Source organism: Actibacterium sp. (assembly GCF_041584535.1).
Lineage (GTDB): Bacteria > Pseudomonadota > Alphaproteobacteria > Rhodobacterales > Rhodobacteraceae > Actibacterium_D.
Genome location: NZ_JBFHDW010000048.1, coordinates 1 through 11,536, shown reverse-complemented (window position 1 = coordinate 11,536; position 11,536 = coordinate 1). Strand labels below are relative to the sequence as shown.

The 11,536-nt window shown below is 61.6% G+C and carries 12 protein-coding genes; 9 read left to right on the top strand and 3 right to left on the bottom strand.

Going from position 1 to position 11,536, the window contains the following annotated elements; all coding sequences use genetic code 11:
• Both hemH and ABYW26_RS04015 read right to left on the bottom strand, forming a co-directional pair.
• Window positions 1-1,019: ferrochelatase (hemH, locus tag ABYW26_RS04020; protein WP_372603509.1), on the bottom strand; the 1,019-nt coding region annotated here is incomplete at its 3' end.
• A 54-nt stretch (window positions 1,020-1,073) separates the two neighbouring features.
• Window positions 1,074-1,922, bottom strand: coding sequence for a methyltransferase domain-containing protein (locus ABYW26_RS04015; protein WP_372603508.1), 849 nt, complete (start codon window positions 1,920-1,922; stop codon window positions 1,074-1,076).
• Between the two features lie 37 nt (window positions 1,923-1,959).
• On the opposite strand from ABYW26_RS04015, the gene ABYW26_RS04010 reads away from it, so the two are divergent.
• Genes ABYW26_RS04010 through ABYW26_RS03995 form a run of 4 tightly spaced genes read left to right on the top strand, consistent with a single transcriptional unit; the run spans window position 1,960 to window position 4,255 of the window.
• Window positions 1,960-2,682 (top strand): double zinc ribbon domain-containing protein, encoded by a 723-nt coding sequence (locus ABYW26_RS04010; protein ID WP_372603507.1) that lies wholly within the window; start codon window positions 1,960-1,962, stop codon window positions 2,680-2,682.
• Between the two features lie 36 nt (window positions 2,683-2,718).
• Entirely contained in the window at window positions 2,719-2,976 is a 258-nt protein-coding gene (gene grxC, locus ABYW26_RS04005) for a glutaredoxin 3 (RefSeq protein WP_372603506.1), read from the top strand.
• A gap of 3 nt (window positions 2,977-2,979) precedes the next feature.
• Window positions 2,980-3,819, top strand: coding sequence for a carbon-nitrogen hydrolase family protein (locus ABYW26_RS04000; RefSeq protein ID WP_372603505.1), 840 nt, complete (start codon window positions 2,980-2,982; stop codon window positions 3,817-3,819).
• A 43-nt stretch (window positions 3,820-3,862) separates the two neighbouring features.
• The gene (locus tag ABYW26_RS03995; protein ID WP_372603510.1) at window positions 3,863-4,255 is read left to right on the top strand and encodes a MarR family winged helix-turn-helix transcriptional regulator; all 393 of its coding nucleotides are present in this window, start codon (window positions 3,863-3,865) and stop codon (window positions 4,253-4,255) included.
• 7 nt (window positions 4,256-4,262) lie between these two features.
• Here ABYW26_RS03995 and ubiG read toward each other — a convergent pair whose 3' ends face one another.
• The gene (gene ubiG / locus ABYW26_RS03990; RefSeq protein WP_372603504.1) at window positions 4,263-5,009 is read right to left on the bottom strand and encodes a bifunctional 2-polyprenyl-6-hydroxyphenol methylase/3-demethylubiquinol 3-O-methyltransferase UbiG; all 747 of its coding nucleotides are present in this window, start codon (window positions 5,007-5,009) and stop codon (window positions 4,263-4,265) included.
• Between the two features lie 67 nt (window positions 5,010-5,076).
• Here ubiG and pip point away from each other — a divergent pair, with 67 nt between their 5' ends.
• The 5 genes from pip to infB form a co-directional block, all read left to right on the top strand.
• On the top strand, window positions 5,077-6,066 hold the full coding sequence (pip, locus tag ABYW26_RS03985) for a prolyl aminopeptidase (protein ID WP_372603503.1): 990 nt from the start codon (window positions 5,077-5,079) through the stop codon (window positions 6,064-6,066).
• A 130-nt stretch (window positions 6,067-6,196) separates the two neighbouring features.
• Window positions 6,197-6,778 carry a ribosome maturation factor RimP gene (gene rimP, locus ABYW26_RS03980; RefSeq protein WP_372603502.1) on the top strand — a complete coding sequence of 194 codons (582 nt, stop codon included), beginning with the start codon at window positions 6,197-6,199 and terminating at the stop codon, window positions 6,776-6,778.
• Window positions 6,779-6,781: 3 nt separating this feature from the next.
• Window positions 6,782-8,401 (top strand): transcription termination factor NusA, encoded by a 1,620-nt coding sequence (nusA, locus tag ABYW26_RS03975; RefSeq protein WP_372603501.1) that lies wholly within the window; start codon window positions 6,782-6,784, stop codon window positions 8,399-8,401.
• Between the two features lie 23 nt (window positions 8,402-8,424).
• Window positions 8,425-9,057 (top strand): RNA-binding protein, encoded by a 633-nt coding sequence (locus ABYW26_RS03970; RefSeq protein WP_372603500.1) that lies wholly within the window; start codon window positions 8,425-8,427, stop codon window positions 9,055-9,057.
• Window positions 9,054-11,536 (top strand): translation initiation factor IF-2 (gene infB, locus ABYW26_RS03965; protein WP_372603499.1); only part of this gene is annotated, 2,483 nt, incomplete at its 3' end. The genes ABYW26_RS03970 and infB, both read left to right, overlap by 4 nt.

Here is an 11,536-nt window from a genome sequence, read left to right as displayed (position 1 = left end):
TTATCGGCCACGACCCCGGCCAGCATCGCAATATGCGCGGTGTCGTCGTTCAGGCAGGGAATATAGGTGAACTGCTGACCGCCGGCATGTTCAAAGCTTTCTCGAATCTCTTCGTTGATTTCTTCCAGCGTCTCGATGCAATCGGCGGAAAACGCCGGGGCAATGACCGCCAGCCGCTTGATCCCGTCCTCGCGCGCCAGCCGGGCGACCTCTTGCACGGTATAGGGGCGCAGCCATTCTTCGGGGCCAAAGACCGATTGGAAGCTGGTGGCGATCTGGCTGTCATCCCAGCCAAGGCGCTCTTTCAGCAAGCGCGTGTTTTTCTGGCACTGACAGTGATAGGGATCGCCCTGCATCAAATAGCGTTTCGGCATGCCGTGATAGGACACGATCAGCTTTTCCGGCGCTTGCGGCGCGGCGGCATAGGCGCGCTCGATCGATTGGGCCAGAGCGTCGATATAGGCCGGATTGTCGAAATAGGGCGCAATGGTGCGCGCCGCCGGTTGCCATGGCAGCCCCATCAGTGCGCGGAAGAACTGATCGTTGGCGGTGGCCGACGTGGCACCGGCGTAGTGCGGATACAGCGGGAAGAACAGGATCTTGTCACAGCCTGCATCGACCATCGCCTGAACCTTGGATTCGGTCGACGGGTTGCCATAGCGCATACAGAAATCGACCATCACCTGATCGCCAAAGGTCTGGGCCAGCACTGATTTCAGCGCCTCGGTCTGATCGCGGGTGATCGTCATCAGCGGGCTTTCGCCCTTGTCGTGATTCCAGATCGACTGATAGGCCTTGCCCGAGGAAAATGGCCGTTTCGTCAGGATGATCAGCTGCAACAGCGGTTGCCATTTCCAAGACGGATAGTCGATCACCCGCTTGTCTGACAGAAACTCGCCCAGATAGCGGCGCATCGACCAATAGTCATAGTTGTCCGGCGTGCCGAGATTGGCCAGCAGCACCCCGATCTTGGGGCGCGGCAGGGTCGGGTGATCCGCAGGCAGGTGCGTGTTGGTCATTTTGTCCTCGGCATTTATGGGATTGGGCCCGAGATAGCGCGCTTTGGCCAGCGGTCAATTGTCGCGCGGTTTGATCGGATCGGCCAGCGGCATTTCGAAGGTCTTCAGCGCATCGGCCAGCCGGGCTTTGGCGCTGCCGGGGCGCAGCGGTTTCTGCTGGCTTTCGTCGGGCGCCCAGCCGGTCAGAAAGATCGTCTCGAAGGTCGCGGGGATGCGGCCATCGGGCTGAGCATAGGTGTCGTGATAAATCCGGGCCATCTCGGAAAACAACGCGCGGGGCGGGGCGACCCGGTGGCGGCTGGACAGGGCGTTCACCTCGCCCATGCCGCGCAGGTCGTCGATCAGATGCAGGGGCGAGCGATAGGTCACCAGCCGCGCGGCACTATCGGCCACCGGCAGGGCGAACCCGGCGCGTTGCAGCAGCGCACCCAGATCGCGAATTTCGCCCATCGGCGCGACGCGGGGGGATAAACCTCCGGTCAGGGCAACCTCGGCCTGAGCCAAAGCGACGCGCAATTCCTGCAAGGTCTGGCCGCCGAAAAATACCCCCAGAAACAGCCCATCCGGCCTGAGTGCCCGCCGGCATTGCACCAGTTGCCCGACCAGATCATTGGCCCAATGCAACGACATCGCGTGGATCACCAGATCATGCGCGCCGGGTTGCAGATCCAGCGTATCCTGATCGCTGACATGCACCGCATCGGCAAAGGCCGCGCCCCAGATCTCAGGAAAGGCCGACACGACCGCAGGTGCCGTAAAGGTTCTGTTAACCTCTGTCAGTCTTTCCTTGATCTCATCCACGGCCTCGTCGTGCAGGAAAAACGCCGGCTCGGCGCGGCGCCGGGCGCGGGCGCGGAACCGGGTCAGGGCGGCGCGGTCGGTCAGGGCAGGGGCTTGGGTCATCGGCATTGTCCTTTGGCCGTTATGTAGAAGGCATCGCATGAGATTGCAAAGTGCGCTTGAACTGATTTACCCGCCGCAATGCGTTTCTTGCGGCGCCTTGGTCGACTGCGCCTTTGGCCTGTGCGGCACATGCTGGCGCGACACGCATTTCATCAGCGGGCTGGTCTGCGATTGCTGCGGTGTGCCGCTGCCGGGCGAAGACAGTGACCCGTCGCTGCGCTGTGATGACTGTATGACGCTGGATCGCCCATGGACGCGCGGGCGGGCGGCGATTGTCTACAAAGACAACGCGCGCCGGCTGGTTCTGGCGCTGAAACATGGCGACCGCACCGAATTGGCGATCCCGGCGGCGGGGTGGATGCTGCGGGCGGGGGCGCCGATCCTGAAACCGGGGATGCTGGTTGCGCCGGTGCCGCTGCATCGGTTTCGGCTGGTGCGGCGGCGGTATAATCAGTCGGCGTTGTTGTCGGACAGGGTCGCTAAGGGGGCCGGTCTGGACCATTGCCCCGATCTGTTACAACGCCCGCGCCAGACGCAATCGCAGGATCACAAACCTGCCGAGCAACGCTTTGCCAACCTGACAGGCGCGATTCGCGCCAATCCGCGGCGGGTCGATCTGATCCGGGGGCGGCATGTGCTGTTGATCGACGATGTGATGACTTCGGGTGCGACGCTGGCGGCAGCGGCCTGTGCCTGTGATGCTGCAGGTGCAGAAAAAGTGTCGGTTCTGGTGCTTGCACGCGTTGCGAAAGAGCTTTGACGAATTATATATGGCCTCAAGCAGAGGATGACTTTGATGAAAACCGTAGAGATTTATACGACCCCGACCTGCGGCTATTGCGTGATGGCAAAGCGTTTGCTGACCCAGAAAGGCATAGAGTTTGTCGAAATCAACGTGGCAGGCGACCCTGATTTGAGGGCCACGATGGTGCAGCGCGCCAATGGCGGGCGGACCGTGCCGCAGATCTTTATCGGCGGCCAGCATGTCGGCGGCAGCGACGATCTGCATGCGCTTGAGCGTATGGGCAAGCTTGACCCGATTTTGGCCGCCTGAGCGGTGCGGGCGGCACTGCTGCAACTGAACTCGGGCGATGACCCGGCGGAAAACCTGATCGCGACGCAAGACCTGTTGCGTCACGCGGTTCAGGAAGGGGCCGGGTTCGTTCTGACGCCCGAAGTTACCAATTGCGTGTCGACCAGCCGCGCCGTTCAGCAACAGGTGCTGCGTACCCAGGACGATGATCCCACCCTTGCCGCGCTGCGCGATCAGGCGGCGCAGGCCGGGATCTGGCTGTTGATCGGGTCGTTGGCGTTGAAAACCGACGATGCGGATGGGCGGTTCGCCAACCGGTCGTTCCTGATTGCGCCTTCGGGCGACATCGCGGCGCAATATGACAAGATCCATATGTTCGACGTCGATATCGGTGACGGTGAAAGTTTCCGCGAATCTGATGGTTATCGCCCCGGCGATCAGGCGGTGATTGCCGAAACCCCATTTGGCACGCTGGGTCTGAGTATCTGCTATGATCTGAGGTTCCCGCAGCTTTACCGGTCTTTAGCGCAAGCCGGGGCGCAAATCCTGACCATCCCATCCGCCTTTCACCCCGTCACCGGCGCCGCCCATTGGCAGCCGCTTTTGCGCGCCCGCGCGATTGAAACCGGCTGTTACGTGTTGGCCCCGGCGCAGACCGGCGATCACCCGATCCGGCAAGGCCGCCCGCGCCGCTCGTATGGGCACAGCATGGCGATTTCGCCCTGGGGCGAGGTTCTGGCAGATGCAGGTGCAACGGAAGATATTGTTTTCGTTGACCTCGACCTTTTGACAGTGGACAAAGCGCGGGGCCGTGTGCCCTCTGTGAACAGCGATCAAAAATTTAAGGCGCCAATACGTGAGTGACTCATCCGAAAATCTTGCTGTTTCGCTGTTCAGCGAACTGTTCATGGCGGATCAGCTGGCGCGCACCCGTCTGACCAAGGCCTTGCCGCGCGGAATGGAGATCAGCCATTTCTCGGTTCTGAACCACCTTGTCCGCTTGGGCGAGGAACGCACTCCGGCGCAGTTGGCGCAAAGTTTCCATGTCACCCGTGGCGCGATGACCAACACGCTGAACAAGCTGGAATGGGCCGGTCACGTGCATATCCGCCCCGATTGGGACGATGCGCGGCGCAAGCTGGTTTCGGTCAGCCCGGCCGGGAAACGGGCGCGGGATGTGGCGATTCAGGCGATTTCGCCGCTGATCGCCGAGGTCGTGGCTGATATCGGGGCCGACAAAGTGCGCGGCGCGCTGCCGGTTCTGCGGGCGCTGCGGCAAAAGCTGGACGACGAGGGCTAAGCCCCGATCACGCCGGTTTCAGGCTGGCGGTAACGTAATTCACGCTAAGATCGCGGTCGGAAATCGACCATTGCCAACTGACCGGGTTGAAGACGAATCCCTTGCGGTCGACCGCTGTCAGCCCGGCGCGTTGCAGGAGATCGAACAATTCGTCCGGGGTGATGAATTTCTTCCACTCATGCGTGCCTTTGGGCAGCCAGCGCATCACCACTTCGGCCCCGACGATCGCCACCATAAAGCTTTTGGCGTTGCGATTGATGGTCGAGCACAGATGCAGCCCGCCGGGTTTCAGCAATTGCCGACAGGCGGTCAGATAGGCCAGCGGATCGGCGACATGTTCGACCACTTCCATGTTCAGAACCACGTCGAACTGTTCGCCCGCGTCGGCCAGTGCCTCGGCGGTGGTGTGGCGATAGTCGATCTCAAGCCCCGAGTGTTCGGCATGGATGCGCGCCACCGGCAAGTTGCCGCCTGCCGCATCCGCCCCGACAACTGTCGCGCCCAGCCGCGCCATCGGTTCCGACAACAGCCCGCCACCACAGCCGATATCCAACAGGCGCAGGCCCTTGAACGGCAGCGGCCCAGTCAGGTCGCGCCCGAACTCGGCGGCGATCTGGCTGGTGATATAGTCCAGACGGCAGGGGTTCAGCATGTGCAGCGGTTTGAACTTGCCGTTGGGATCCCACCATTCGGCGGCCATGGCCTCGAATTTGGCGACTTCGGCGGCATCGACGGTGGTTTTACTGGCTTGCATCGTTTTCTCCGCTTTAGGTATCGTTTCACCCCTGTCAGGGCCGTGTTGCGCGTTATATAGTTTGATTATGGACAAGTCTGCAGGTCAAAAAACCGCAACCCAGTTTCTTTACCCGCCGGTCGAGCCCTTCGACAAGCGGATGCTGGAGGTTGGCGACGGCCATCAGGTCTATGTCGAGCAATGCGGCAACCCCGATGGTATTCCTGTCGTGGTGCTGCATGGTGGCCCCGGTGGCGGGTGCAGCCCGGCGATGCGGCGCTATTTTGATCCGGCGGAATATCGCGTGGTGCTGTTCGATCAGCGCGGCTGTGGCCGGTCGCGGCCCCATGCCAGCGTCGAGAACAACACCACATGGCACCTGATCTGCGATATCGAACTGATCCGTCAGACCTTGGGGATTGAGCGCTGGGTGGTGTTCGGCGGCAGTTGGGGCGCGACCCTGTCGCTGCTCTATGCGCAAACCCATCCCGACCGCGCGGCCTATCTGATTCTGCGCGGCGTGTTCCTGATGACCCGGGCCGAGCTGGATTGGTTCTATGGCGGCGGCGCGGGTAAATTCTGGCCCGATCTTTGGGCGCGGTTTGCCACGCTGATCCCCGAGGACGAACGCGGGGATATGATCGGCGCTTATCACAAGCGGCTGTTTTCCGGCGATCGGATGCTGGAAACCCGCTATGCCCGTGCCTGGGCGCAATGGGAAAATGCGCTGGCCTCGATCGATCATGACGGCCCGGTGGGCGAGGCACCCGCCGAATACGCCCGCGCCTTTGCCCGGCTTGAGAACCACTATTTCCACAATGGCGGCTGGCTGGAGCGGGACGATCAGATTCTGGCAAACGTGCCGCTGATCAGCCATATCCCGGCAACCATCGTGCAGGGGCGTTACGACATGGTTTGCCCGCCGACCGCGTCATGGCATCTGGCCGAACGCTGGAGCCGCGCCGACCTGCGCATGGTGCCGCTGGCCGGGCATGCGCTGAGCGAGGCAGGCATCACCGCCGAACTGATCCGCACCACCCGCGCGGTGCAGCGGCAGGCCGGAATGCTGGGGATCTAACCACACCCCCTTGCAGACTCGTCGCATCGGGCGTATATGCCCCTCAACAGCGGTGCGTTGGCTTCCACCCCAACGCTCCACCGGAGAGTTTCAACGGGCCGCGCGCCCGTTTTTTTGTTTTTGGATCCTGATGAACGACCTGATCGCTAAAGCCGCCATCGACCGGCGCCTCGCCGAGATCATCCAGCCTGTGATTGAAGGCATGGGGTTTGAACTGGTGCGTCTGCGCCTGATGGGCGGCAAGACTCCGACCCTGCAAATCATGGCCGAGCGTCCCGAGGGCGGGATCGAGGTTGATGAATGTGCGGAAATCTCGACCGCGGTTTCGGCCATCATGGATGTCGAGGACCCGATCGAAGACAACTATACGCTTGAGGTCTCAAGCCCCGGTATCGACCGGCCGCTGACCCGGCTTAAGGATTTCGATGTCTGGGCGGGCCATGAGGCCAAGCTGGAAACCAGTGAACTGATCGACGGCCGCAAGCGCTTTAAGGGCGAATTGGCCGGAACCGAAGGCGACGAGGTTCTGATCACCATCGAAGAGCACGGCGAAGACCTGACCATCGGCCTGAAGTTCGAATGGCTTACTGATGCCAAGCTGGTGCTGACTGACGAATTGATCCGCGAGATGCTGCGCGCCCGCAAGGCCGCCGGGATCGTGGACGAAGACGAATTTGACGATATTGAAACCGACGCTTCCGAGGAGGAGTGAGTAATGGCGATTACTTCTGCAAACCAGCTTGAGCTGTTGCAAACCGCCGAGGCCGTGGCCCGCGAAAAGATGATCGACCCCGATCTGGTGGTGCAGGCGATGGAGGAAAGCCTCGCCCGTGCAGCCAAGTCGCGTTACGGCAGCGAAATGGACATCCGCGTGTCGATCGACCGCAAGACCGGCAAAGCCACCTTTACCCGGGTGCGCACGGTTGTGGCCGATGATGCGCTTGAGAATTATCAGTCCGAGCTGACCGTCGAGCAGGCCAAGCAATATCTGGAAAACCCGACCATCGGTGACGAAATCCGTGACGAGGTTCCGCCGGTCGAAATGGGTCGGATCGCCGCTCAGTCGGCCAAGCAGGTGATCCTGCAAAAGGTCCGCGAAGCCGAGCGTGACCGCCAGTATGTCGAATTCAAAGACCGCGTCGGCACCATCATCAACGGTGTCGTCAAGCGCGAGGAATACGGCAACGTCATCGTCGATATCGGCCGTGGCGAAGGCATCCTGCGCCGGAACGAGAAAATCGGCCGCGAAAGCTATCGCCCGAATGACCGCGTGCGCTGCTATATCAAGGACGTCCGCCGCGAGGCCCGTGGCCCGCAGGTGTTCCTGTCGCGCACCGATCCGCAATTCATGGCCGAACTGTTCAAGATGGAAGTGCCGGAAATCTATGACGGCATCATCGAGATCAAGGCGGTCGCCCGCGACCCCGGTTCGCGCGCCAAGATTGCCGTCATCAGCTATGACAACTCGATTGACCCGGTCGGCGCCTGCGTCGGTATGCGCGGTAGCCGGGTTCAGGCCGTTGTGAACGAACTGCAGGGCGAAAAGATCGACATCATTCCGTGGAACGAAGATCAGCCGACCTTCCTTGTGAACGCGCTGCAACCGGCCGAAGTCACCAAGGTGGTTCTGGACGAAGAAGCCGAACGCATCGAAGTCGTGGTGCCGGACGAGCAACTGTCGCTGGCCATTGGCCGCCGCGGTCAGAACGTCCGTCTTGCCAGCCAACTGACTGGTCTGGACATCGACATCATGACCGAAAGCGAAGAGTCCGAGCGTCGTCAGGCCGAATTCGCCGAGCGCACCAAGCTGTTCATGGACAACCTGGATCTGGACGAATTCTTTGCCCAGCTTCTGGTCTCGGAAGGCTTTACCAATCTCGAAGAAGTCGCCTATGTCGACGTTGACGAACTGTTGGTGATCGACGGTGTTGACGAAGACACCGCGCAGGAACTTCAGGCCCGTGCCCGCGACGTTCTGGAAGCCCTGAACCAAAAGGCGCTGGAACGTGCCCGCGAGTTGGGCGTGGTCGACAGTCTGGTCAATTTCGAAGGCCTGACCCCGCAAATGATCGAGGCTCTGGCCGAAGATGGCGTGAAATCTCTGGAAGATTTCGCCACCTGCGCCGACTGGGAACTGGCCGGTGGCTGGACCACGGTGAATGGCGAGCGCGTCAAGGATGAGGGCGTTCTTGAGAAATTTGACGTTTCTCTGGAAGAGGCTCAAAATCTGGTCATGACCGCGCGGATCGCGTTGGGTTGGGTCGATCCGGCTGATCTGGTTTCGGAAGAAGATGACGCCGAAACCGAAGAAGACGGCGACGAGGCCGAGGCCTGAGAGCAGGCCCCGGAGGGCAAAACATGAGCCGCGGCGGCCAACATATTAAACGGGACGATCCCGAACGGCGCTGTATCGCCACAGGCGAGGTTCAGCCCAAGGCCGGGCTGATCCGCTTTGTGGTCGGTCCGGACAACGTGATCGTCCCCGACGTGATGGAAAAGCTGCCCGGTCGGGGCATCTGGGTTGCCGCGGATCGCGCGGCCCTGGAGACCGCGATCAAGAAGCGGTTGTTCGCGCGGGGCGCAAAACAGGCGGTGACGGTGCCGGACGATCTGTTCGCACAGGTCGAGGCCGCGCTGGTGCGCCGACTGGTCGAAGGTATCTCGCTGGCCCGCAAGGCCGGGTTGGCGGTTGCCGGGTATGAGAAAGTAAAAAGCTGGCTGATGGGTGGGGGCGCGGACGTTCTTATTCAGGCCAGCGATGGGTCCGAACGGGGCAAGTCCAAGCTGCGGCTACCCTCGGATACATCGGCATTTATAGGCTGTCTGAGCGCCGAGGAATTGGGTTTGGCTTTCGGACGGGAACATGTGATACATGGCGCGCTTGCGGCTGGCGGACTCACACGACGTGTTGTAGAGGATGCTGCCAAGCTTACGGGCGTTCGCAAAATGGGCGGGGGCAAGGCCTCCGGGAAGGGTGTTAAGACCACATGAGCGATAGTGACGGCAAAAAACCTCTCGGCATCCGTGGCGGACCGCGGTCTGGTCAGGTGAAGCAAAGCTTCAGCCATGGGCGGACCAAAAGTGTCGTGGTCGAGACCAAGCGCAAGCGCGTTGTCGTTCCCAAACCGGGTGCGGCAAAAGGCGGCGCGGGTTCGACCCAGTTGGGTGATCCGTCGAAGCGTCCGGCCGGCATTTCCGATGCCGAAATGGAACGTCGACTGAAAGCTCTGGCTGCAGCCAAGGCAAACGAAGCCGATGACGCGCGCCAGCGCGAAGAAGAAGAAAAGCGCCGCGAAGAAGATCGCCAGCGCCGCCGCGACGACGCCGAGGCCAAGGAACGCGAGCAGCGCGAGCTGGAAGAAGCGCAGCGTCGCAAGGCCGAAGAAGAAGAGCGCCAGAAGCAGGAAGAAGCCGAAGCCCGCAAGCGCGCCTCGGCTGCGTCGAAAGCTGCCGCTGAACCGGCCCCGCAAGCCGAAGCCGCGCCCGCCGCTGCCGATGCTGGTGGCGATGCCGGACGTGGTGGCGCGAAACCCGCGCCGCGCAAACCGGCCGGGACCGAACGCGAACGCAGCGACGATCGCCCGGCCCGCGCCAAGACTCGTGACGACAGCCGCCGCTCGGGCAAGCTGACTGTCAGCCAGGCGCTGACGGGTGGCGAAGGTGGTCGCCAGCGCTCGATGGCTGCGATGAAGCGTAAACAAGAGCGGATGCGCCAAAAGGCCATGGGCTCGGAATCGCGCGAAAAGGTTGTGCGTGACGTTCAGGTGCCGGAAACCATCGTTGTTTCGGAACTGGCGAACCGTATGGCTGAACGCGTTGCTGACGTCGTCAAAGAGCTTATGAAAATGGGCATGATGGTGACGCAGAACCAAACCATCGACGCCGACACCGCCGAACTGATCGTCGAGGAATTCGGCCATAAGATCGTGCGCGTTTCGGATGCCGATGTTGAGGACGTCATCGACAGCGTCGAAGACAAGCCCGAAGATCTGCAATCGCGCCCGCCGGTCATTACCATCATGGGTCACGTTGACCACGGTAAGACCTCGCTGTTGGACGCGATCCGCAATGCCAAGGTTGTGGCTGGCGAAGCCGGCGGCATCACCCAGCATATCGGTGCTTATCAGGTGAAAACCGACAGCGGCGCGATGCTGACCTTCCTCGACACGCCCGGCCACGCCGCGTTCACGTCGATGCGGGCCCGTGGTGCGCAAGTGACCGATATCGTGGTTCTGGTGGTTGCGGCCGATGACTCGGTCATGCCGCAGACCATCGAAGCGATTAACCACGCCAAAGCCGCCAACGTGCCGATGATCGTTGCGATCAACAAATGCGACAAGCCCGATGCCGACCCGATGCGGGTGCGGACTCAGCTGTTGCAGCACGAGGTTGTCGTCGAAGCCATGTCCGGCGAAGTGCAGGATGTCGAGGTTTCGGCCCATACCGGTCAAGGTCTGGATGAACTGCTGGAAGCCATCGCGCTGCAGTCGGAAATCCTTGAACTGAAGGCTAACCCGACACGCGCCGCCTCTGGTGCGGTGATCGAGGCCCAGCTTGATGTTGGCCGTGGTCCGGTTGCGACGGTTCTGGTTCAGAACGGCACCCTGCATCAAGGCGACATCTTTGTCGTCGGCGAGCAGTGGGGCAAGGTTCGTGCGCTGGTCAACGACAAGGGCGAACGCATCCCCGAGGCCGCCCCGTCGGTCCCGGTCGAGGTTCTGGGTCTGAACGGCACACCCGAAGCGGGCGATGTTCTGAACGTGGTCGATACCGAGGCGCAGGCGCGCGAAATCGCTGCCTATCGTCATCAGGCCGCCAAGGACAAACGTGCTGCCGCCGGTGCCGCGACCACGCTGGATCAGCTGATGGCCAAGGCCAAGGAAGACAAGAACGTGTCGGAACTGCCGGTTCTGATTAAAGCTGACGTTCAGGGCTCGGCCGAGGCAATCGTTCAGGCGATGGAAAAAATCGGCAATGACGAAGTGCGCGTGCGCGTGCTGCATGTCGGCGTCGGTGCGATCACCGAAACCGATGTCGGCCTTGCCGAAGCATCGGGCGCGCCGATCGTGGGCTTTAACGTGCGGGCTAACGCCTCGGCACGGAATGCCGCCAACCAGAAAGGTGTCGAGATCCGCTATTACTCGGTCATCTATGACCTGGTGGACGACATCAAAGCCGCCGCTTCCGGCCTGCTGTCGGCCGAGATCCGCGAAAACTTTATCGGCTATGCGTCGATCAAAGAGGTGTTCAAGGTCTCGGGCGTTGGCAAGGTTGCGGGCTGTCTGGTCACCGAGGGCGTTGCCCGCCGGTCGGCCGGTGTGCGCCTGCTACGCGACAACGTGGTGATCCACGAAGGCACGCTGAAAACGCTGAAGCGCTTCAAGGACGAGGTGAAAGAGGTCACTTCGGGTCAGGAATGCGGTATGGCCTTCGAAAACTACGACGACGTGCGCCCCGGCGATGTCATCGA